Annotated in this window: 16 protein-coding genes; 5 read left to right on the plus strand and 11 right to left on the minus strand. The window is 64.6% G+C overall.

Going from position 1 to position 23503, the window contains the following annotated elements:
- Window positions 1-17: 17 nt before the first annotated feature.
- Complete coding sequence (locus tag MOK15_RS17640; RefSeq protein WP_242933027.1) at window positions 18-2393, minus strand: TonB-dependent receptor; 2376 nt, start codon at window positions 2391-2393, stop codon at window positions 18-20.
- Between the two features lie 105 nt (window positions 2394-2498).
- Window positions 2499-3269, minus strand: coding sequence for a helix-turn-helix transcriptional regulator (locus MOK15_RS17645; protein WP_242933028.1), 771 nt, complete (start codon window positions 3267-3269; stop codon window positions 2499-2501).
- A gap of 87 nt (window positions 3270-3356) precedes the next feature.
- Between MOK15_RS17645 and MOK15_RS17650 the strand changes: the two genes are divergently transcribed.
- Window positions 3357-4577, plus strand: coding sequence for an MFS transporter (locus tag MOK15_RS17650; protein WP_278254357.1), 1221 nt, complete (start codon window positions 3357-3359; stop codon window positions 4575-4577).
- A gap of 54 nt (window positions 4578-4631) precedes the next feature.
- Here the strand turns inward: MOK15_RS17650 and MOK15_RS17655 are convergent, their stop codons facing one another.
- The gene (locus MOK15_RS17655) at window positions 4632-6542 is read right to left on the minus strand and encodes a CocE/NonD family hydrolase (RefSeq protein WP_242933030.1); all 1911 of its coding nucleotides are present in this window, start codon (window positions 6540-6542) and stop codon (window positions 4632-4634) included.
- A 155-nt stretch (window positions 6543-6697) separates the two neighbouring features.
- Between MOK15_RS17655 and MOK15_RS17660 the strand changes: the two genes are divergently transcribed.
- On the plus strand, window positions 6698-7822 hold the full coding sequence (locus MOK15_RS17660) for an MFS transporter (protein ID WP_242933031.1): 1125 nt from the start codon (window positions 6698-6700) through the stop codon (window positions 7820-7822).
- Between the two features lie 197 nt (window positions 7823-8019).
- Here the strand turns inward: MOK15_RS17660 and MOK15_RS17665 are convergent, their stop codons facing one another.
- From MOK15_RS17665 to MOK15_RS17675, 3 genes are read right to left on the minus strand one after another with little or no spacing between them, the layout of a single operon-like run.
- Window positions 8020-9435, minus strand: a complete 1416-nt coding sequence (locus tag MOK15_RS17665) for an efflux transporter outer membrane subunit (RefSeq protein WP_242933032.1) — start codon at window positions 9433-9435, stop codon at window positions 8020-8022.
- On the minus strand, window positions 9428-12505 hold the full coding sequence (locus MOK15_RS17670) for an efflux RND transporter permease subunit (protein WP_242933033.1): 3078 nt from the start codon (window positions 12503-12505) through the stop codon (window positions 9428-9430). Before MOK15_RS17670 ends, MOK15_RS17665 begins: the two co-directional genes overlap by 8 nt.
- Before the next feature lies 1 nt (window position 12506).
- Window positions 12507-13634 (minus strand): efflux RND transporter periplasmic adaptor subunit, encoded by a 1128-nt coding sequence (locus MOK15_RS17675; RefSeq protein WP_242933034.1) that lies wholly within the window; start codon window positions 13632-13634, stop codon window positions 12507-12509.
- A 560-nt stretch (window positions 13635-14194) separates the two neighbouring features.
- On the opposite strand from MOK15_RS17675, the gene soxR reads away from it, so the two are divergent.
- Window positions 14195-14683, plus strand: coding sequence for a redox-sensitive transcriptional activator SoxR (soxR, locus tag MOK15_RS17680; RefSeq protein ID WP_242933035.1), 489 nt, complete (start codon window positions 14195-14197; stop codon window positions 14681-14683).
- 45 nt (window positions 14684-14728) lie between these two features.
- Here soxR and hutU read toward each other — a convergent pair whose 3' ends face one another.
- From hutU to hutI, 4 genes are read right to left on the minus strand one after another with little or no spacing between them, the layout of a single operon-like run.
- Entirely contained in the window at window positions 14729-16396 is a 1668-nt protein-coding gene (gene hutU, locus MOK15_RS17685; RefSeq protein WP_242933036.1) for a urocanate hydratase, read from the minus strand.
- Between the two features lie 14 nt (window positions 16397-16410).
- Window positions 16411-17214 carry an N-formylglutamate deformylase gene (hutG, locus tag MOK15_RS17690; protein ID WP_242933037.1) on the minus strand — a complete coding sequence of 268 codons (804 nt, stop codon included), beginning with the start codon at window positions 17212-17214 and terminating at the stop codon, window positions 16411-16413.
- The gene (gene hutH, locus MOK15_RS17695) at window positions 17211-18740 is read right to left on the minus strand and encodes a histidine ammonia-lyase (protein WP_242933038.1); all 1530 of its coding nucleotides are present in this window, start codon (window positions 18738-18740) and stop codon (window positions 17211-17213) included. The genes hutG and hutH overlap by 4 nt, the downstream gene beginning before the upstream one ends.
- Entirely contained in the window at window positions 18737-19936 is a 1200-nt protein-coding gene (hutI, locus tag MOK15_RS17700) for an imidazolonepropionase (RefSeq protein WP_242933039.1), read from the minus strand. Before hutI ends, hutH begins: the two co-directional genes overlap by 4 nt.
- Before the next feature lie 72 nt (window positions 19937-20008).
- Between hutI and MOK15_RS17705 the strand changes: the two genes are divergently transcribed.
- Both MOK15_RS17705 and hutC read left to right on the plus strand, forming a co-directional pair.
- Window positions 20009-21373: a formimidoylglutamate deiminase gene (locus MOK15_RS17705; protein WP_242933040.1), complete on the plus strand. Its 1365-nt coding sequence runs from the start codon at window positions 20009-20011 to the stop codon at window positions 21371-21373.
- Window positions 21370-22068, plus strand: a complete 699-nt coding sequence (hutC, locus tag MOK15_RS17710; protein WP_242933041.1) for a histidine utilization repressor — start codon at window positions 21370-21372, stop codon at window positions 22066-22068. The genes MOK15_RS17705 and hutC overlap by 4 nt, the downstream gene beginning before the upstream one ends.
- A gap of 23 nt (window positions 22069-22091) precedes the next feature.
- Here hutC and MOK15_RS17715 read toward each other — a convergent pair whose 3' ends face one another.
- The gene (locus MOK15_RS17715; RefSeq protein WP_242933042.1) at window positions 22092-23459 is read right to left on the minus strand and encodes an amidohydrolase family protein; all 1368 of its coding nucleotides are present in this window, start codon (window positions 23457-23459) and stop codon (window positions 22092-22094) included.
- Window positions 23460-23503: the final 44 nt, after the last annotated feature.

Below are 23503 nucleotides of genomic sequence, written 5' to 3' on the forward strand. Positions count from 1 at the left end.
CGCGCCAGCCTAGCCGATCAGAAGGTCAGGCCCAAGCGGACATAATATTGTCCGCCATCGGTGTCATAGGGCGCGTTGCGCGAATAGATGAGGCCGCGCACGGCCTGATTGGTCGCCTCGTCGGGATAGCTGTTGAAGATATTCTCCGCGCCGCCCCGGATGGAGATGTTCGGCGTCACCTGGACGCTGGCCGACAGATCGAACAGCACCATCGATCCAAAGCGCTGGAACAGGTCGCCACCGGCGTTGCCGCTGACATCGGTCCAGGCGCCATAATAGCGTGCGCGACCCTGAATGCCGAACTTCCCCAGCGTGTAGCCGAGCGAGGCGGTGCCGTTATGCTTGGGCAGTCGCTCCTCGAAGATAATCCGCTGCGTCTCGTTGGCGATCGCCGCCGACGTGCCGCTCGTCACCTTGGTCTGATTATAATTATAGGCCAGGCTGATATCGGCGGTGCCCGGTCCGACCTTCCTGGTATAGGCCAGCACAACGTCGATACCGCGCGTGCGGGTGTCAAAGTCGTTGGTGAAATAGGTGACGGAGGTGAAGCGCTGCGGATTGGGCAGGCTTGCCGGAACCGCGAACGTCGCCGACTGACCGAACCGGTCGCGCAGCTTGATCTGATAGAGGTCGATGCTGCCGGTCAGGCCGAAATCCGACTGGAAGGTCAGGCCCGTCGTGATGGTGCGCGACTTTTCCGGTGTCAGCGGCTTTGCACCCAGCGCGATCGCGATCGGATCGTTGGGAGACAGGCGACCGGTGTTGAAGATCTGAAGCGTGCGGGTGTCGAGTCCCTGGCTGGTGTTGACCGCATTGAGCTGCGCCGGGGTCGGCGCACGGAAGCCGGTCGAGTAGGTGCCGCGCAGGGCGATGCCCTTCACCGGCTCGAACCGGGCCGACAGCTTGTAGTTGAACGTGTCGCCGAAAGCGGAGAAATCCTCATAGCGACCGGCTGCGCCCAAGGTCACAGCCTCGATCGGACGCACTTCCACATCAAGATAACCGGCATAGCTGGTCTGCGACCATTCGCCTGCGTTCAGCGGGCTGAAGCCGGGAAACCCGTTACTATTGGGCGCCAGACCCGTCGCCGCGCCTGGGCCGATCTCGTAGGAGGCCGGGTCGCCCGGACGAATACCATAGCTTTCCCTGCGCCGTTCCGCGCCGAAAGCGATATTCGCAGGCTCGACCAGGCCGAGTGGCAGGCGGTAGACGAAATCGGCGTTGATGTTGAACTCGCTCTGGCGCAACCGACCCAGATAAAAGCTGGTCGGGCTTGCCGGCCCCATGGAGGCGTTGAGCGATTCCTTCATGTTGTAATTGATGCGGCTGCGCCCGGCCGAGGTGCTGATGTCATAGGTCAGCCGCTCGCTGAGTGCGCCGCGCAGACCGGCGTCAGCCTGAAAATCATCATATTTTGTGCCGAAACGCGGGGTGAAACCGGTCGGATAGAGGCTGGAGAAATTGAAGCCGGGAAAGGCCGAGCTATTGCCATAGACATTCGCCGTGCTCGCCGGATTGCGCCAGTTGAAGTCAGTCACACCCTCGCCATTGCCGACCGTGCCAAAGGCATAGAGGGTAACGGCGTCGGAGAAATCATAATGCGCGTTCACGCCCGCACGAACCGAACGCAGATCCGGCTGACCCCAGCGCTGCACCGGATCGGGAACGTCCAGGGTCGGATTGGCCGCCTGGAATGCTGCGGCGTCAGGCCGCTGGCGGGTTCGGGATGTCGCGTCCGATTTGGAAAATTCCCCGGTAAGGACGATGCTGCCCCGATCGCCCAGTGCGACGCCACCCTGCCCGCCGGTCTGATAAGTGGCGCCGTCACCCTTATAATATTGCGAAAACTGGCCATAGGCTTCCATGCTTGGCTGGTCGTCCAGGATGATGTTGACCACCCCCGCGATCGCGTCCGAACCATATTGGGCCGACGCACCGTCACGCAGCACCTCGATCCGCTTGATGGCGAGGTTGGGAATGGTGGCAAGGTCGGCGGCCTGCGCCCCGCGCGTGCCGAGCAACGCGGAACGGTGGTAGCGCTTGCCATTCACCAGCACCAGCGTCTGGTCGGCGGACAGCCCACGGAGCGTCGCGGGACGAACGAAGGCTTGACCATCGGCAGCAGGCAGGCGCTGCACGTTGAATGACGGCAGAAGCTGCGCCAACGTATCGGACAGATCGTTGGAAATACTGTTGTCGATCGATTTCGATGACAGCACGTCAATCGGCGCCAATGCATCGAACTTCGTTCGCTTGGCATCGCGTGTGCCTGTCACGATGATGCTGTCGCCCGTATCAATATTATCACTGGCGGGGATAGTTTCTTCCGCGCTGGCGGAAGAACACGCAAAGATATGCAGCGCAACGACTGCGCCGGCAGTAGTGAATTTCATGATTTACCCCGATGTGCGACGGTCTTTTATGATTGGGAGCGCCCTAGGAGCGATTCGTGACAATCATGCGTCGCGTCGGGGGATTATCGGAGGGATGCCGCCGCATCAGGATGGGTGATAGCGACTGGGCGGAACGCCCAGGGCGCGCTTGAACATGGTGGAAAAATTGGCAGGCCCATCATAGCCCAGATCGAGCGCGATCATGGTGATCGGTTCGCCCGCCGCAAGGCGTGGCAGCGCCACTGACAGGCAGGCCTGTTGCCGCCATTCCGCGAAGCTCATGCCTGTCTCCCGCCGGAACAAGCGGGTGAAACGGCGGCGGTTCATCGCCAGAGCATCGGCCCATTGGTCTATCGTCGCGGTTGCGCGCGGCTGCTCCAGAAAGGCATGGCAGCGCGCAGCCAGCATGGCGTGGCGTGGAAAGGGCACCAGGATCGGTATGACCGGCGCCCGGTCGATTTCCGAAACGAGCAATTGCATGACCAGCCCGTCGCGCCCTTCCTCCACATAGTCGACAGGGATTTCGGCAGCGGCGACCAATAGCTGGCGCAGCAGCAGCGAGACGCCGACGATGCAGCAGGTCCGGGCAAGGGTCGGGCACACGGCCGGATCGATCAGCACGCTGCGCGTCTGCACCGCGCCAACCATGCGCACCGCATGTGGGGTGCCGCCCGGTATCCACACGCCCCGTTCCGGCGGCGCGACCCATGCGCCCTCTGGCGTGCTGACCGCGACCACCCCGCTCGCTGCGTAGAGAAATTGTCCGCGCCGGTGACGATGCTCGGCCAGTTCGAAGGACGGAGGATAATCATTGCCGATGCCGACCACCGGCCTCGGCACATTCTCATAATCATCCGGATGGCGCGGTTCGCTCATTGTCCCATTCTCAAAATCGAATGACCCATATTCCGAAGCGGGACAGGAAGGAAAGGGTTAATCGCGCATGGTCGAAAGGAACAGATGATGAGCAATATGATGAGAGCGGCGATCAAGCCTCAAACGGCGGCGAACAACACGGTGTTCGGCGTAATCGTGGCGATCAGCTTCTGCCATCTGCTCAACGACATGATGCAGTCTCTGCTTCCCGCCATTTATCCCGGTCTCAAGACCGACCTGGGTCTCAGCTTCGGCCAGATCGGCCTTGTCACCTTTGTCTATCAGATTACCGCCTCGATTCTCCAGCCGCTGATCGGCCTCTATGCCGACAAGCGGCCCGTGCCTTTGGCGTTGCCGGGCGGCACGCTCTTTTCACTGGCGGGCCTCACCGTGCTCTCGATCGCGCACAGCTATGGGCTGGTGCTGGTCGGCGCATCGCTGCTGGGCATGGGGTCATCCGTCTTCCATCCCGAATCCTCCCGCGTCGCGCGCATGGCGGCGGGCGGCCGTCATGGACTTGCCCAGTCGCTGTTCCAGGTCGGCGGCAATGTCGGCCAGGCGTTAGGGCCGCTCGCGGCCGCCCTGGTCGTGGTGCGCTGGGGGCAGTCGAGCCTCGCCTTCTTCGCGCTGCTGGCTCTGCTTTCAGGGGCGGTGCTGTGGAATATCGCGACCTGGTATCGTCATCACGGACTGACGCGCCTGAAGACCGGCGGACATGCGGCACTGGCGATCGAATTGCCCAAGGGGCAGGCCGCGCGAGGCATCGCCATTCTGTTGACGCTGATCTTTTCCAAATATGTCTATCTCGCCAGCCTGACCAGCTACTTCACCTTCTACCTGATCCACCGCTTCGGCGTTTCGGTGCAGAATGCGCAATTGCACCTGTTCGCTTTCCTGGCCGCAGTGGCGGTCGGGACGGTCGCGGGCGGGCCGCTGGGTGATCGGTTCGGGCGCAAATATGTAATCTGGTTCTCGATCCTGGGCGCCCTGCCGTTCACGCTGATGCTACCCTATGCCAACCTGTTCTGGACGACTCCGCTGACCATCATGATCGGCCTGATCCTGGCATCGGCCTTCCCGGCCATCGTGGTCTTCGCACAGGAACTGGTTCCCGGAAAGGTCGGCATGATCTCAGGCCTGTTCTTCGGCTTCTCCTTCGGCATGGGTGGCCTCGGCGCCGCCCTGCTGGGATGGCTGGCCGACAGGATAAGCATCGAGGCGGTCTATCAGATCTGCGCCTTCCTGCCGGCGATCGGCCTGCTGACCGCCTTCCTGCCGAACATCGAGGTTGGCCGTAAACGCCCCTGATCCTACGAGAACGACGCCAGCGGCAGGGGCATCCCCGCTGCCGGCGTCATCGGCTTATTGCGCCACCGGCAGCCATATGGCGCTGGCCGCATCGCCGCCCCAATGAATCGTCTCGGTCGCCTTCACATAGTCGGTGGGCTTCGCTTCCATGATCGACGGCACCCAGCTTTGCGGGTTGCGATCATAGAGGGGAAAGAGGCTCGACTGGACCTGCACCATGATCTTGTGGCCCGGCAGGAACACATGATCGACATTGGGCAGCGACCATTTGAAGGCATAGGTCTTGCCCGGCTCCAGCGGCGCGGGGCTTGAGAAACCGTTGACGTATCGCCCGCGGAAAATCTCGATACCGATGCCGAGCTGATAGCCGGCCATGGTCGGGTCCGCCGAATTTTCCTGCGGATAGACGTCGATCAGCTTGACCACGAAATCGCTGTCGCGCCCCGTGGTCGCCGCGCGCAGGTCCACCTTGGGCGCGCCCATGATATGGACGGGCTTGTCGAGCGTACCGGTCGTATAGCTCAGCACATCGGGACGGCCGTCGACGAAACGCTGGTCATGGACCAGCCAGGTGCGCCATTCCTCCCCCTGCATGTGAATGGGGCGCGGCAGCATCGGCACCGGCTTGGCCGGATCGGAGACATAGCTGTCGCTGCCCTGCTGCGGCTTGGTCCAGGACAGACCGAACCCCGCGCCCAGATAGAGCGGCGTATAAGTACCCGCCGGCCATTGCCGCGACACTTCCCAGCGGTTCTCGCCGGTGGCGTAGGTCAGCACCGGCGGCGTATCGCATTTGGGCGCGATGGTCTTGAGGTCGCAATCAAGGAAAGGCTTCATATAGCGGGTGCGGAACTGCAACCCGGTATCGCCTTCCCATTTGAGCGGACCAAGCTCACGCGCTTCATAATTGACCTGGCTATGACGCCACGGGCCGATCGCCAGGCTGACCATGTCGTTGTTGGCGTCCTGCTTCTCCAGCGCCTGATAGACGGCCGGGGCGCCATAGCTGTCTTCCTGGTCCCACTGGCCGACGATCAGCATAGTCGGCACGGTCAGCTTGCGCGTCTCCAGCAGCTTGTCGACCGCCTGCCCCTGCCACCAGGCATCATAGGCAGGATGTTCCAGCACCTTGCGCACCACCGGCAGGTCGGTCAGGCCATAGGCCTTGGCATAGTCCATCGCGGACCCGGCCTCCAGATAGGCGCTATATTCATCGCCCGTCCCCTTGGGCACGGCCCCGCCGCCCTTCTTCACCGTCTGGCCCAGATCATAGTCGAAGCCGAAGGTGCGAAACGCGCCATTATGGAACCAGTCGTCGCCCATCCAGCCATCGACCATCGGGCTTTGCGGCACGGCCGCCTTCAGCGCAGGATGCGGATCGATCAGCGCCATCAGCGACGTGAAGCCCAGATAGGAGGAGCCGGTGATGCCAACCCGCCCATTGCTTTCCTTCACATTCTTCACCAGCCAGTCGATCGTGTCATAGGCGTCGGTGGCGTGATCGACCTTGGTCGGGTTGAGCGGACCGCGCAGTGGGCGGTTCATGACATAATCGCCCCCCGACCCGTCCAGCCCGCGCACATCCTGATAGACCCGGATATAGCCATCATTGACGAACGGGGCATCCATGACCGGCAGGATTTCCTCGATCTTCTGGCTGCGGTTGCGGCTGGTCGTCTTGTCCGCATTATAGGGTGTGCGGCTGAGCAGGATCGGCGCATCCTTCACGCCCTTGCGATAGACGATGACGGTGTAGAGCTTCGTGCCGTCGCGCATCGGGATCATCACCGTGCGGCGGACATAGTCGGCCTGGGGCCGGACCCAGTCATAGGCCTTGACCTGCTCGTTCAGCATCGTGTCGGTTCGCCCGCTCCCACCATCCTGTGCGGAGAGCGGCGCGACGGACAGGGTGAAGGCGAGCGACGCAAGAGCGAGGCCAGCGACGATCCGAGAAGGTTGTTTCATGACCGTAGGAGGTGACTCTTCCGTATCGAGCGGTCAAGCAGGGAAATGAACGACATATCAGGCGCGTCGCCCTTGACCCGCGGATACGTTTTGCAGATGGGCAATTCCATCTCGCTTCGGCGGAGGCGAGGCTCCATCTGCTGGGAAGATCGATCGTGCGCCTGGGCCTTCTGACAGCAACGCGACTGGCCAATATCGTCGCCGGCTACACCATTTCGGCCTGGGCGCCGTTGATCCCTCATGTCCAGGCGCAGATCGGGCTGAATACCGGACAGCTTGGGCTGGCGCTGCTCGCCCTAGGGGCGGGATCGATGACGACCATGCCCATTGCAGGCGGCCTGGTCGGCAGGACCGGTTGTCGGCGACTGTTCGCGGGCGCGGGCTATGCGATCGTCCTCATCCTTCCCCTTCTCGCTATCGTCCGTTCCGCAGCAGCCCTTGCCGTCACGCTCTTCGCTCTGGGTGTAGCCCTGGGGCTGTTCAGTTGCGCGCGCAACCTGCACGCCATCTACACCGAACGCGCGCTCGACCGTCGCCTCATGTCCGGCTTTCACGGCTTCTACAGCGTCGGCTGCATCCTCGGCGCCGGGACGATGAGCCTGCTCATGGGTGCGGGCGTCGCGCCATCGTTGGCCATCCTGACGGTCGCCTTCGCGATCATGGTCGCCGTGACCCTGTCCGCGCCCCGCATCACCGACGAACGCAGCACGTCCGGTCCTGCCTACGCCCGACCGCGCGGTGTGGTGCTGACCATCGGTATCCTGTGCTTCATCGCCTTCATGGCCGAAGGGTCCGTGCTCGACTGGAGCGCCCTTCTCCTGTCCGGGCATTTCCGGCTCGACGCCGCCCGTGCGGGTCTGGGCTATGTGGCCTTTGCTTCGACGATGACCGCCGGAAGACTGTTGGGCGACCGGCTTGTCCGACGCTTCGGAGACCGGTTGATGCTCACTTTTGGTCCTCTGATCGCCGCTCTCGGTTTCGTAGCGACCGCCCTGCCGCTGCACTGGACCCTGACAGTGGGCGGCTTTGCGCTGGTCGGCGCAGGATTGGCGAATGTCGTCCCCCTCCTCTACAGCGCGGTCGGCCGGCAGACGATCATGCCGCAGAATCTGGCGCTCACCGCTGCGGGATCGATCGGCTTTGCAGGCGTGCTGACGGGACCGGCGGCGATCGGGTTCGTGGCGCAATGGACCAGCCTGTCCACCGCCTTCCTCATCCTGGCGATGTTGACGACCATCGTCGCCCGCTATGCGCCGCGAACCATCTCCAGAAGCGGGTGACTAGGGCCGATCGACATTCACCCTTTAAGGCGCTTCCTACGCCGTCATGCCGGACTTGATCCGGCATCCAGGGCCACAAAGGGCGGCACCTGCGACTCTGGATGCCGGATCAAGCCTGTCCTGAGCCTGTCGAAGGGTCCGGCATGACGTTGAAAATGAGGCCAAGGCTTCCGCTTTAACCTGAATGTCGATCCGCCCTAGCCGGATGGCGCCATATTCTCACCCCAGCCGCCGCCCAACGCCTTGAACAAATCCACCCGTAGAGAGGAAAGACGCTGGAGCGAAGCGGCATGGGCGGCGCGGGCATCAAGCAGCGCACCCTGCGCCACCAGCACATCGAGCAAGGCAATCGAACCGGCCCGATAGCGGCTGTCGGCCAGGCGCCAGGCGCGATCCGATCGCATCTCCGCCTCTTCCAGCGCCGCCATCCGCTCCTGTTCCCGCGCCACATTGCTCAGCGCCTGCTCCACCTCCTTCAACGCCGTGACGACCCGCCCGTCAAACGCCGCGAGCGACACGTCCCCCTGCGCCTGCGCCTGGCGGATACGCGCGCGCGCCACGCTGATATTGGGGAAACTCCAGCTCAGCAGCGGCCCTACCGAGAAGGACAGGCTGTCATTGCCGCGCACACTGTCGTTGCGGAAGAAATTGCCCGATCCGCCCAGGCTGATCTTGGGATAGAGCGACGCGGTAGCGACGCCGATCCGCGCGGTATCCGCCGCCAGTTGCCGCTCGGCCTGACGCAGATCAGGGCGACGGCGCAACAGGGATGCGCCGTCGCCCACCGGCAGCGCAGCCGCGGGGGCGGGCGGCGTGGCGCATTGCCGGGCAGCAAGGGGAATATCCGCGGGCGTCCCGCCCAGCAGGGCGGCCAGTTCGAACAGCGCGACCTGATGCTGCGCCTCGAACCCTGGAATAGCGGCGCGGGCCGTCGCGGCGGCGGCGGCGGCACGCTCGACGTCCAGCTTGCCAACCGAACCCGCCTTTTCCTGCGCCGTGACCAGACGCAGGCTGTCATTGCTGGTGCGATAGCTGTCCTGCGCCACACCGAGCGCATAGGCGTAGGAGCAGGCGTCCAGATAGGCGCGCGTCGTTTCCGCCGCCACCGTCACCCGCACCGCATCGCGCACGGCCTCGACCGCCTGCGCATCCGCGCGTGCCGCTTCGACCGCACGGCTGACCCGGCCGAACAGGTCGACCTCCCAATTAACGGCCAGGCTGCCATTTTGCGACCATTGCGCCTTATCCTGGGTGAAGGCGCCACCGGCGCCCTGCATCCCATCGCCATAGCCGACACCGGCGTTGATGTCAGTGCTCGGCAACCTGCCTGCTTTGGCCTCACTAAGCGTGGCGCGCGCCTTGGCGAGATTGGCGACGGCGATGCGCAGATCGGTGTTCGCCGTCAGCGCCCGTTCGACCAGCGCATCGAGCGCGGGATCATCATAGAGTTTCCACCATTGGTCGGGTAGCGCCGTCACAGAATCGAAACTGGCATCACGGGTGACGAAAGACGCGCTGGCGGCGGCTTTCGGTTCGGGCCGGTGATAGTCGGGACCGGCAGCGCATCCGCCGGCCATGAACACCGCGACCAGGGGCAATATCGATTTACGCATGAATGGGTTCTCCCGCATGCAGGCCGCCTTCATCGCGGTGCTCGACCTTGCGATGATCGCCGGCCAGCAGCGTGTAGATGGTGGGCAGGACGAAGAGGGTGAACAGAGTGCCGATCAACATGCCCATCACCACGACGATGCCGATGGCGAAGCGGCTGGCCGCCCCTGCCCCCCCGGCGAACAGCAGCGGCACGAGGCCCGCCACCATCGCGGCGGTGGTCATCAGCACCGGCCGCATACGGACGGCGGCGGCATGGCGGATCGCATCCATGCGGCTCAGCCCCTCCCGCGCCTGCATCTCGTTGGCGAAGGACACCATCAGGATGCCATGCTTGGAAATGAGGCCGATCAGCGTCACCAGCCCGATCTGGGTATAGATGTTGAGCGTGGTGAAGCCGAGATAGAGCGGCACCAATGCCCCGCACACCGCCAGCGGCACCGTCACCAGGATGACCAGCGGATCGCGGAAGCTCTCAAACTGCGCGGCCAGCACCAGGAGGATGACGATCAGGGCAAAGCCAAAGGAAATGGTCAGCCGATCGCCCTCCGTCACATATTGACGACTGTTGGACAGCCAGTCGATGGTCGTGCCGGCGGGCACCGGCTGCGCCTTAAGGAATTCGACCGCCTGCCCCATGGTAACGCCGGGCATCAGCACGGCGGAGAGGGTAGCTGAATTCATCTGGTTGAACTGCGGCAGCTTGTTGGGCTGCGGGCGCATTTCGACCTTCGCCACGGTGGACAGCGGGATCAGTTGACCCGACCCGGCCTTCACATAATATTGGCCGAGATTGTCGGGCGTCACCCGTTTGTCGCGAGGCACCTGCGCGATGACGTCATAGGACCGGTCGTGCCAGTTGAAGCGGTTGACGTAGTTTTCGCCCACCAGCACCGCCAGCGTATCGGCGATCTCCGCCATGGTGACGCCCAGTTGCCCGGCCTTGGCCCGATCGACGATGATATGCGCCTCCGGACTGTCAAAGGCCAGGTCGCTGTCGACGAAGGCGAAAAGGCCGCTGCCCCAGGCCGCGCCCTTCACGCCCTCCAGCGTCTTGTAGATTTCCGGGAACTCGTCGGAGGACCGGATCACCATCTGTACCGGCAGGCCGCCGCTGCCCGCGGGCAGAGGGCTGTCCTGGAAAGCGGTCGCATAGATGCCGGTAACGGCGCTGGTGCGGCCCGCCAGTTCGCCCTGAATCTGGTCCGCGTTGCGCGTACGGTCGGCCCATTCCGACAGGATGATGCCGCCAAAGCCGCTGTTGGTGCCATTGGCCCCACCCGCATCGAACCAACTGCCGCGATATTCGGGGAAGCCGTGGAAGATCGCGTCGACTTGGCGGTTGAACCGCGACATATAGTCGATATTCGCATATTGCGGCGCTTTGGTCGCAACGAAGACATAGCCCATATCCTCCTGCGGCGCGAGTTCGCGCTGGCTGCCGGTGAACAGCACCACGATCGCGCCCAGCATCGTCACGCCGACGATCAGCACGGCGGCACGGGCCGCCAGCGTCCGGTCGAGCAACCGGCCATAGCCCTGCGTCAGCCGATGCATATGATGCTCGATCGCCTGGCTCAGCTTGCCTTCCGCCAGCTTGCTGTTGAGCAACATGCCGCTCATCATCGGTGAAAGGGTGAGTGCGATCACGCCCGACACGATCACCGATCCGGCGAGCGTGAAGGCAAACTCCCGGAACAGCGCACCGGTAAGACCGCCCATCAGGCCTATCGGCGCATAGACCGCCGCCAGCGTGATGGTCATGGCGATGACGGGGCCGACAATCTCGCGCGCGCCGAGCAGGGCGGCGTTGAAGGGCGACAGGCCTTCCTCGATATGGCGATGGATATTTTCGACCACGACAATGGCGTCATCCACCACCAGACCGATGGCCAGCACCATGGCGAGCAGGGTCAGCAGATTGAGCGAAAAGCCGAAGGCGAGCATCAGCGCCGCCGTTCCCAGCAACGACAGCGGGATGGTGACGATCGGAATGATGACCGCCCGCACCGACCCCAGGAACAGGAAGATGACGATCACGACGATCACGATCGCCTCGACCAGCGTATGCTCGACTTCCTCTATGGAGGCATTGACGAAATGGGCGACGTCGAAATCATTATGAACCTTGACGCCCGCCGGCGCGACCCGCTGGATTTCCGGCAGCAGCGCCTGCACCGCCTTGACGATCTCCAGCGGATTGCCGTCAGGTGTCGGCGATATGGCGATGGAAATGGCCGGTACGCCCGACGACAGGGCGCCGGCGTCATAATTCTGCCCGCCCAGTTCTACGGTCGCCACATCGGCGAGTTTCACGATGCTGCCCGCACCGGTCTTGAGCACCATGTCGCGAAACGCTTCCACATCGCGCAGGTCGGTCGCGGCCGTTATGTTGATCGCGGTGCTTGCGCCTTTCAACTGGCCCGGCGAAGCCTGCACGTTGTTGGCGCGCAGTGCATTGGCCACGTCGCCCGCCGTCAGGCCGCGCGCGGTCAACTTCACCGGGTCGACCCAGATACGCATGGCGAGCGGCGCGCCGCCCGACATCTCCGCCGATGCGACACCGGGAACGGAGGTAATCATCGGCTGGGCCACGCGGGTCGCGAAATCCTGGATCTGCGGCGGCGGCAGCGTCTTGCTGGAAAAGGAGACATATTGGATCGCCGACGCGCCGTCGGTGATCTTGTTGATGACCGGATCGGTAACGCCTGCGGGCAGGCGATATTTGACCTGCTGCACCTTTGCCAGAATTTCGGTCATGGACCTGTCCGCATTGGCGTTCAGCACCAGCTTGGCGGCGATATGGCTTTTCCCCTGGCTGGAAGTGGAGGACAGATATTCGATACCGTTCGCCGTCGCGATCGCCTGCGCGATCGGGGTGGTGACGAAACCCTGCATCACATCCTGCGTCGCACCGGGAAAGGCGGTGTCGATGGTGATCGTCGCGCTTTCCATCTTCGGATATTGGCGGATCGGCAGGCTGAACAGCGCCGCCAAACCCACCAACAGGATCAGCAGGCTGACGACGATCGACAGGATCGGACGGCGGATGAAGATATCGGTGAAGGCCATCTCAGCGGCCTCCCTGCGCTGCGGGTGCGGCGACCTTGACCTCGGCGCCCGGCTGGACGCGCAATTGCCCTTCGGTCACGACCATGTCACCGGCCTTGATGCCGCTGGTCACGACCACCTCGTTGCCGATGCGACGCCCGGTCTGGACCGGCACTATCTCCGCCTTGCCGCCCGCGCGGGCGTTTTTCCCGCGAATGACGATGATGCTGTCGCCCTGGGCCGATGTCTGGATCGCCGTGGCGGGCACCAGCAACGCGCCCTGCTGCACCGGCAATTCCAGCGCAGCGGTCACATACATGCCGGGGCGCAGCGCACGGTCGGGATTGGGCAACAGCGCCTGAACCGTGACATTGCGGGTATCCTCACCGATCTTGGGTTCGATCGCGTTGACCCTGGCGGTGAAGCGACGGCCCGGCCAGGCGTCGCTGGTGACGATGACGGTCGATCCGGGCTTCAACCGGCTCAATTCCTGCTGCGGCAGGGCGAAATCCACGAACAGCGTGTCGAGCGCCGTCAGCGTCGCGACCGCGTCGCCGGGATTGAGATATTGGCCCAGATTGACGCGGCGGATGCCTAGCACCCCGGCAAAGGGCGCACGCACCTGCTTCTGGACGAGACGGGCGTCGATCTGCTGCACGGCCGCCGTCGCCTGATCGCGATCGGCGACGCGCTGTTCCATCAATTCGCGCGGCTCCGCGCCCGTCGGCGCCAGCTCGCGGGACCGGGCGACCTGCACGCCGGCAAAGGCAGCCTTGGCCTGCGCAGCGCGGCGGTCGGCGCGTTCCGGCCCGTCGAACAGTTGCACCAGCAGCGCGCCCGTGCCGACATTGGCCCCCGCCTCGAAATGAATGGCGGACACCCGTCCCCCTATTTCAGGGGACAGCGTCACCTCCCGAACGGCGCGCAGATTGCCTACAGCTTCCAGCGCCGCAGGAATATCGCGCGGAGAGACCAGGGTTGCGGCCACAACCACGGCTTGGGGTTGCCAGGCCTGCGCCTGCCCCGCCCGCCATCCGCGCCATAGATAGAGCGCGCCCAGCAAGACCAGCAATATGATGATCGTCAGGATGATCGCGCGCGTCGGCCGAGCCGTGACGCGGGGCCTATCGGAAGACGGCAGGTCGTTCATGCCAATGCCTCCTTCCGCTTTGCCCAAAAGGGCCGGGTCCAGAACAGAACGGCAAGGCAATGGGGATCGATGCTCATCGGTGATCCGTTACAAAAAATGGGAATGGGGCTGGAAAGCGGCGCGCAATCAGGCGCGCCACGCGGGGCGGCGTTTCCAGGGTGATGAAGAGGCATTGGCAATTGCCAGGCACAGACACGAACGCTCCTCCACTGGGGACGAAACGTGCAGATGCGAAAGCCGCAAGCCCCACGCGCCATCCCAGACCATAAGGTCAGGTTGACGCCGTGGCGGGGAAGAACTTGCCACAGGGGCAAGCGCAGGAGACACCACCCTGCGACTCTATTTTCGGCCCGGTTTGGCTATCCATGTTGCAAAGGACTTGCAACATATTTTGCGCCGTCGGTCGGTGAACGGAAACAGAACGGCAATTGCCGTGGCCGGAGAATCTCAAATGCGCCTCCCTTGCGAATCAGGGAGTGCCTCTATAAAACCTCAACAATGGTTGAGGTAAAGCCTCTTCTATCCAATCTCTCGATTTTATTCACGACAGGATTCGACCCATGGTACTCGCCGCGACCAATCTGACCGTGGGAGAGGTCGCCCGGCGCGCAGGCGTGCCGGTGTCGACCCTGCATTTCTACGAAGCGCAGGGTCTGATCGAAAGCCATCGTACCAGTGGCAATCAGCGGCGCTATCACCGATTGGTGCTGCGCCTGATCGCCATTATCAAAGTGGCGCAGCGCGTCGGCATCCCCCTTGCCCAGATCAGGGACAATATTGCGCGGCTCCCCTCCGGCCATGTGCGCAACGCGGCGGACTGGGCAGCCTTGTCGAGCGCCTGGTTCACCCAACTGGACCATCGGATCGCGCTGCTCACGCGCCTGCGCGATCAGTTGGACAGTTGCATCGGATGCGGCTGCCTGTCGCTGTCGGACTGCCCCTTGCGCAATCCGGACGACATTGCCGCCGACATTGGCACAGGCGCATGGGCTTTCCCACCAAGCGGCGACGACCCGCGTGAGGATGCCGATCCCGAAAACTATCACTGACCCGGCCTCCCGCTCCTCATAGGAGGCCGGAACCGTTCACGCCCTTCAGCCCGCTATACTCGGCAGATCCAGCCCTTTGTCGCGCGCGCAGTCGATTGCCTGTGGATAGCCCGCATCGGCATGACGCATCACGCCGGTGGCGGGATCATTCCAGAGCACGCGCTCCAGCCGCCGTGCGGCTGCTTCCGTCCCGTCGGCGACGATCACCATGCCGGCGTGCTGTGAATAGCCCATGCCCACGCCACCGCCATGATGCAGCGACACCCAGGTCGCGCCGCTGGCGGTGTTGAGCAGGGCGTTGAGCAGCGGCCAATCCGACACGGCGTCGGAACCGTCCCGCATCGCTTCCGTCTCGCGATTGGGGCTGGCGACCGAACCACTGTCCAGATGATCGCGGCCGATCACCACCGGCGCCTTGAGTTCGCCCTTGGCCACCATCTCGTTGAAGGCAAGGCCAAGCCGATGCCGGTCGCCCAGTCCGACCCAGCAGATACGCGCCGGCAGGCCCTGAAACTGGATCTTCTCGCGCGCCATGTCGAGCCAGCGGTGGAGATGCGCGTCGTCGGGCAGCAATTGCTTCACCTTGGCGTCGGTGCGGTAGATATCTTCGGGATCACCCGATAGCGCGACCCAACGGAACGGGCCGACGCCCCGGCAGAAGAGCGGGCGGATATAGGCCGGGACGAAACCGGGAAAATCAAAGGCGTTGACCACACCCTCATCCTTCGCGACCTGCCGGATATTATTGCCATAATCGACGGTCGGCACGCCGGCCGCCTGAAAGTCCAGCATGGCGCGGACATGCACGGCCATGGACGCCTTCGCTGCCTTCGCTACCGCCTCCGGCTCGCGCTCGCGCCGTTCGATCCACTGGGCGACGGTCCAGCCGGCGGGTAGATAGCCGTTCACCGGGTCATGCGCCGATGTCTGGTCGGTCAAGAGGTCGGGACGGATACCCCGCCGGTAGAGTTCGGGCAGCAGCTCGGCCGCATTGCCGAGCAGGCCGACCGAAACCGGTGTCCCGGTCGCACGGCTTTCCTCGATGATCGCCATCGCTTCCTCGATCGTTTCGGCCGCGCGGTCGAGATATCCGGTACGCAGCCGCATCTCGATCCGGCTGCGCTGGCATTCGATCGCCACACAGGACGCGCCCGCCATCACCGCGGCCAGCGGCTGCGCACCGCCCATGCCGCCCAGCCCTGCCGTCAGCAGCCACCGCCCCGACAGGTCGCCGCCATAATGCTGCCGCCCCATCTCGACGAATGTCTCATAGGTGCCCTGCACAATGCCCTGCGTGCCGATATAGATCCAGCTACCCGCCGTCATCTGGCCGTACATGGCCAGCCCCTTGCGATCCAGTTCGGCGAAATGCTCCCAGTTCGCCCATTTGGGCACCAGATTGCTATTGGCGATCAGCACGCGCGGCGCATCTTCATGGGTGCGGAATATGCCGACCGGCTTGCCCGACTGGATCAGCAGCGTCTGGTCATCCTCCAGCCGGCGCAGCGCCTCCACGATCCGGTCATAGCTTTCCCAGTCACGCGCGGCGCGGCCGATGCCGCCATAAACGACCAGCTCCTCCGGCCGTTCGGCAACGTCGGGATGAAGATTGTTCATCAGCATCCGCAACGGCGCTTCGGTAAGCCAGCTTTTTGCCGACAGCGCCGTCCCGGTCGCAGGCTTGATGATGCGGCTGTTGTCGAGACGGGTCATGGAAACTCTCCTGTTCAGACACTGGCGAAGGCGATGCACGCCGCGATGATGGTCTTGAGATCGTCGATCAGCGGGGTCGCCGGATCGAAGGGCGTCGGCCAGTTATCGGGGGCAAGACGCACTGGTTCGGTCAGGTAGCCGCGCATCGCCAGTTCCATCTGGATGGCGTGAAACCCTTCCGCCGGGCGGCCATAGTGGCGCGTTGTCCAGCCGCCCCGAAACCGGCCATTGAGGACATGGCAGCGCCCCGTCGCTTCCACCGCGCCAACCACCGCCGCTTCCAGCGCAGGATCGCAAGTCACGCCGCCATCCGTGCCGATGTTGAACTGCGGCAATTCTCCATCGAACAGGCGCGGTACATGGCTGACGATCGAATGGGCGTCATACAGGACGACCTTGCCATGGGCGGCGCGCAGCCGGTCCAGTTCGGCCGACAGCGCGGCATGATAGGGATCGAACCAGCGCTTGCGACGCCGCGCGATTTCCCCGGCGTCCGGCACCTCATCGCGATAAAGCGGTTCCCCGTCGAAGGTCGTGGTCGGGCAAAGCGCAGTCGTCGCCTGACCCGGATAGAGCGATCGGCCCGCCGGATCGCGGTTCACATCGATCACGCTGCGCGAAATGCGCGTTCGCACGATCGTCGCGCCCATCTCCACCGCGAAGCCATAAAGGCGATCAACCCACCAGTCGGCATCCTTGCGCGCTAGCCAGGGCGAGACGAAGTGCGCCTCCATCCCATCTGGAATACCGGTGCCGGTATGCGGCAACCCGATCACCAGCGGCGCGTCACCGCGATATATATCGAGCCAGTCGGTCATGTCAGCCCCGGCAATGGCAGGCCGACCGCCTCGATCAGCGCACCCGACCGGATGATCGCGTTCGCGGCCTCCATGTCGGGATGGAAATGGCGGTCGTCCTCCAGCATTGGCACCACGGCGCGCAGACAGGCACGAGCGCGCTCAAGCGGCGCACTGGACCGGAGCGGCGCATGGAAATCGCAGCCCTGGGCGGCGGCGAGCAGTTCGATCCCGACCACCGCCCCGGCGTTGCGCGCCATGTCGAGCAGGCGGCGGCTGCCATGCGCCGCCATCGACACATGATCTTCCTGATTGGCCGATGTCGGCAGGGAATCGACGCTGGCGGGGGTCGCGCGCTGCTTGTTTTCGGACACCAAGGCGGCAGCCGTGACCTGCGGGATCATGAAACCCGAATTAAGCCCCGGCCTGGGCGTCAAGAAGGCGGGCAGCCCCGACAGCGCCGGATCGACCAGCATGGCGATGCGCCGCTCGGTAATGGAGCCGATCTCGCAGATCGCCAGCGCCAGCATGTCGGCGGCGAAGGCAACCGGCTCGGCATGGAAATTACCGCCCGACAGTGCCTCATCCGTGTCGGGAAAGATCAACGGATTGTCCGAAACGCCATTCGCCTCGATCTCCAGCGTGGTCGCCGCCTGCCGCATCAGGTCCAGGACAGCTCCCATCACCTGCGGCTGGCAGCGCAGGCAATAAGGGTCCTGCACGCGGGTATCATCTTCCAGATGGCTCGCCCGGATCGCCGATCCCACCATGAGTTGACGCAGGGTGTCGGCCGTCTCGATCTGGCCCGGCTGGCGACGCAGCGCATGGATGCGCGGATCGAAGGGCGTGTCCGATCCCTTGGCCGCCTCGGTCGCCAGCGCGCCGGTAACAAGCGCGGACTGGAACAGCGTTTCCGTCTCGAACAGACCGGCAAGCGCGTTGGCGGTCGAAAATTGCGTGCCGTTGAGCAGCGCCAGCCCTTCCTTCGGACCAAGCGTCAACGGCGCGAGGCCGGCCCGATCCAGCGCGGCCTGAGCAGGCAGGCGCTGCCCATCCACCTCGATCGCACCGACGCCGATCATGGCGGCGGCCATATGAGCAAGCGGGGCAAGGTCGCCGCTCGCGCCCACCGATCCCTGCGACGGTACTACCGGCGTCAGCCCGGTGCGCAGCATCGCATCCAGCAAGGCGATCGTCTCCGGCTTCACCCCCGACGCTCCCTGCGCCAGGCTGGTGAGCTTGAGCGCCATCATCAGCCGCACGATCGCGACGGGCGAAGGATCGCCCGTGCCAGCCGCATGGCTGAGAACGATGTTGCGCTGGAGCGTCGCCAGATCCTCGTCGCCGATCTTGACGCTCGCCAGCTTGCCGAAGCCGGTATTGAGGCCATAGACGGGCTTATGCTGGGCGATGATGCGCTCGACCGCAGCGGCGCTGGCGGTGATTGCCGGGGCGCTGGCGGCATCCAGACGCGGCGTCGCCCCGCGATAGACGGCGCGCCATTGCGCCAGGCTGGTTTCGCCGGGGGTCAGGATGATCTCGCTCATAGGCCTTTCCAGATGCGGGCATGGAGCGGGTTCAGCCCCATGCGATAGACAAGCTCGGCGGGACGCTCGACGTTCCAGATGGCAAGGTCGCAGCTCTTGCCGACCTCGATCGTGCCGACTTCCCGGCTCAACCCAAGCGCGCGGGCCGCGTTGCGGGTAACACCGGCCAGACATTCCTCGACGGTCAGGCGGAACAGGGTCGCCCCCATGTTCATCGCGAGCAGCAGGGATGTCAGCGGCGATGTGCCGGGATTGCAATCGGTCGCAATCGCGATCGGCACGCCCGCCGCGCGCAGGCCATCGACCGGCGGTCGCTTCGTCTCGCGCGTGAAGTAGAAAGCGCCCGGCAAGAGGGTCGCGACCGTCCCGGCCCGCGCCATGGCGGCGATGCCATCCGCGTCCAGATGTTCCAGATGATCGGCGGAAAGCGCGCCTGACTCAGCGGCGAGCCTTGCGCCATGCAGGTTCGACAATTGTTCGGCGTGCAGCTTGACCGGCAGCCCCAGCCGCCGCGCGGCATCGAACATCCGTGCCGTCTGGGCCGCCGAAAAGCCGATCCCCTCGCAAAAGGCGTCGACCGCGTCGACCAGACCGGCCTTGGCCGCTGCCGGCAACATATCGTCGCACAATGCCGCGATATAGCCATCCGCGTCGCCCGTATATTCAGGCGGCAGCGCATGGGCGCCCAGAAAGGTCGTGCAAACCCGCACCGGCCGCACCTCTCCCAATGCGCGGGCCGCCCGCAGCATCTTCAACTCGTCCTCATGCGTCAGCCCATAGCCGGACTTGACTTCAACCGTCGTCACGCCCTCGGCGATCAGCGCATCGAGACGGGGCAGCGCGCTGTCGATCAGGGCCGCCTCGCTGGCCGCCCGTGTCGCCTTCATGGTCGAAACGATGCCGCCGCCGGCCCGCGCAATCTCCTCATAGGACGCCCCGGCCAGACGCAACTCGAACTCATGCGCGCGATCGCCGGCATGGACCAGATGGGTGTGGCAATCGATCAGGCCCGGCGTGATCCAGCGCCCGTCGCAGCCGATCATTTCCACTGCCTCAAAACGCGGCGCATCATCTGTCGCCCCGGCATAGAGGATGCGGCCGTCAGCGGCGGCGATCACGCCCTGCTCGACGATGCCGAGCGCGTCGCCCGCCATCGTCGCCAGCCGCGCATCCTTCCAAAGCCGATCGCACCGCATCCCGAATCTCCCTGCCCCAAAGCATTGCACCGAACATCAATAATGTATAGACATAATTGCGGAGGCCGTCCGATGAACGCAAATGCACGCAGTAGCTTTCACCTTGCCAAGGCGCTGCTGCCCGACGGCTGGGCCGATCATGTCCGAATGACCGTCGCCGACGGCCTGATCGCCGAAATCGAAACGGACGCCACCCCGCAAGCGGATGACGCGCGCCTTGGCATCGTCCTGCCGGGCCTGCCCAACCTGCACAGCCACGCCTTCCAGCGCGGCATGGCCGGTCTGGCCGAGAGGCGCGGCAGCAGCGACGACAGTTTCTGGACGTGGCGCGAAACCATGTACCACTTCGTCGATCGGCTGACGCCCGATCATCTCCAGGCGATAGCGGCGCTGGCCTATATCGAGATGCTGGAAAGCGGCTTCACCCGCGTGGGCGAGTTCCATTATCTCCACCATGATCGCGATGGCCGTCCCTTCGCCGATCCGGCGGCCATGAGCGCCGCGATCGTCGCGGCCGCGCAGGACAGCGGCATCGCCCTCACCCATCTGCCGGTCTTCTACGCCCATGCCGGTTTTGGCGGACTGCCACCTGGCGAAGGCCAGCGCCGCTTCATCCATGACATCGACGATTTTGCCACCCTGCTGGACCGGCTCCGCGCCCTGCTTGCGCCCCTGCCCGACGCCGTGCTGGGCGTTGCACCGCACAGCCTGCGCGCCGTGACGCCGGAGGAGTTGGGCAAACTGGTTTCCATCGCTGACGGCCCGATCCACATCCATGTCGCCGAACAGGTGAAGGAAGTGGAGGATTGCATCGCGTGGAGCGGCGCCCGCCCCGTAGAATGGCTGCTCGGCGCCATGCCCATCGACAGACGCTGGTGCTTCGTCCATGCGACCCACATGACGCAGACCGAAACCCAGGCGATGGCGGCGAGCGGCGCGGTGGCCGGACTATGCCCGATCACCGAAGCCAATCTGGGCGACGGACTGTTCCCGACCGAACCCTTCCTGACCGCTGGCGGGGCCTATGGGATCGGGTCTGATTCCAACATCCTGATCGACGCGACCGAGGAATTGCGCCTGCTCGAATATGGACAGCGGCTTGGCGCGCGCGGGCGCAACATTCTGGCTCCAGCGGGCGGATCGACGGGCGGCACGCTGTATCGCGACGCGGTCCGGGGCGGCGCACAGGCGCTTGGCGCGCCAGCCGGACTGGCGGTCGGCGCATCGGCGGATTTCCTGACGCTGGACGATGACCATCCCTCCCTTGTCGGAAGAAAAGGCGACGCCTTGCTGGACGGGCTGATCTTCGCCGCCGGCCGCCCGGCGATCGACGGTGTTTGGCGGCGCGGGCATCGGCTGGTCGAGAAGGGCCGCCATGCCCATCGCGATCGTATCGTCGCCCGTTATCGCCGCACGCTGACGGAGATTCTGGCGTGAAACCCGCCTCGCTCCATGACCGCATCCGACAGGACATAGAATCCCGGATCATGTCGGGCACATGGGAAGCCGGACACCGCATCCCGCCCGAACATGAACTGATGGCCGACTATGGCTGTTCGCGCATGACCGTCAGCAAGGCCATTTCCGCCCTGGTCGAACGCGGCCTGATCGACCGGCGCAAGCGCGCTGGCAGTTTCGTCGCCGCACCCACCGTCCATCGTGCGACGATCGACATCCCCGATATCGCAGCGGAGATTGAAGGCCAGGGCCGCAGACATGCCCTCGACATGCGCGACCAGATCGAACGCGAGGCCGGGCCGCTGGATCGCACCCTGCTGGCAATGGACAATGGCCCGGTGCTGGCGCTGTTCTGCCTCCACCGCGCCGATGGCACGCCCTTCGCGCTGGAGGAACGGCTCATCAATCTTTCGATCGTCCCGGCCGCCCGCACGATCGACTTCACCCGCGAAAGCCCCGGCCGCTGGCTGCTCGGCCATGTCCCCTGGACCGACGCCCGGCATCGCATCACCGCAATCGCCGCGACCTGCGCCATGGCCGACAGCCTCGGCCTTGGCGAGGGCGCGCCGTGCCTGTCGATCGAACGCTGGACCTGGCGCACGGCGGAACGGATCACCTATGTCCGCCAGATCTACCCCGGCGACCACGAACTGACCGCCCGCTTCATCGCCTAAAGCGGATCGCCGGCCCGCGCCGATCAATCGTCACCATCCCCCATTTCCACCTTCGTCACCGGTCGATAATCCTGCCTCGGATAGGCGCGGCCACGCTTCACCGTAATTTCGAGGCTGCGGACATTGCGGATGTCCGCCGATGGGTCCTTTCCCAGCACCAGGAAATTGGCGAGCTTGCCCGGCTCGATCGAACCCATATCCTTGTCCTGCCCCGCCGCGCGCGCGCCGATCAGGGTGGCCGACCGGATCACCTCCAGCGGCGCCATGCCGACGTCGCGGGCTAGGAAGAATAGCTCCTCATACACATCCGGCCAAAGCGCTTCCGGCCCCGCGACATGATCGGTCCCCGTGGAGATAGCCACGCCCGCGCGCCAGGCCTGCTGCGTCAGCCGAATGACGGTCGGGCCAGTGCAGCGCAGCGGCTTGCGTTCGGGATGCGCCTTGCGGATCGCGTCGAACTGCACGAACAGGCTGCCGGTCGCGTCGAGGATTGTGCCTTTGCGCAACATCTCCTGATACAGCCGGACCATCACCGGATCGTCACCCTCCGGCGCCAGCATCGCCTCGTTCACGGGTGTCCTGTCCTCATAAGCGGCCAGCATGACCGGCTGGGCCTGATAGGCCAGGTAACAGACATGACTCACGCTATCGGGCGCGGCGGCGATGACCTTGGCCGGACGGGTGGGGAAAACGGCGCTATGCGCCCAGACCATGATCTTTTGCCGGTGCGCCTCGCGGGTGACGGCTGCGACCAGGTGCGGCGGCAGGTCTGCATAGATTTTGATGGCGGTGGCCCCGGTGCCCCGCGCCAGGGTGATAGCGGTCCTCAGGTCCGTCCGATCGTCGATCGCCTGCATCCAGGGCGCCGTGCCCGGTTCAAATCCCTTGCTGGCGGCGCCCACACGGGGATCGGCGAAAAAGGGGCGTCCCGCTACGAGCGCAGCATAATAGATGTCGGGCGCCGGGATTTCGACTTGCCGCGCGGCGCGCGCCAGTTCGGCGACTGCCCGCAGGTCGTCCGCCATGTCGCGCACCGCCGTAACCCCGCCATAGAGGTTGCGGCGCAGCATTGCCTCTGCCTGGACCCGGTTCGGGGGTGTCGCCATATGGACATGACTGTCGATCAGACCCGGCATGACGAAACGGCCCGGCAGATCGACGACCCGGACATGTGCCATGGCCTCTGTCGGCAACGTGCCATGCGTCGCAATCGCCACGATACGCTCCCCCTGCACCAGAATATCCTGTCCCGGCTGCGGAGCAGCGCCGGTGCCGTCAATCACCGTTACATTGCGATAGATGTACGCTTCGGTGGACGCGGACTGGGCGCGGGCGGCAAGCGGCAGGAGGCACAGAAGGCAACAGGCCGCGCGAAGATATTTAAGGATCATGCCCCACTATTCCGGCAGTTCAAGCCCAGCGCAATGGGCCGCAT

The organism is Sphingobium sp. BYY-5 (genome assembly GCF_022758885.1).
Classification (GTDB): Bacteria; Pseudomonadota; Alphaproteobacteria; order Sphingomonadales; family Sphingomonadaceae; genus Sphingobium.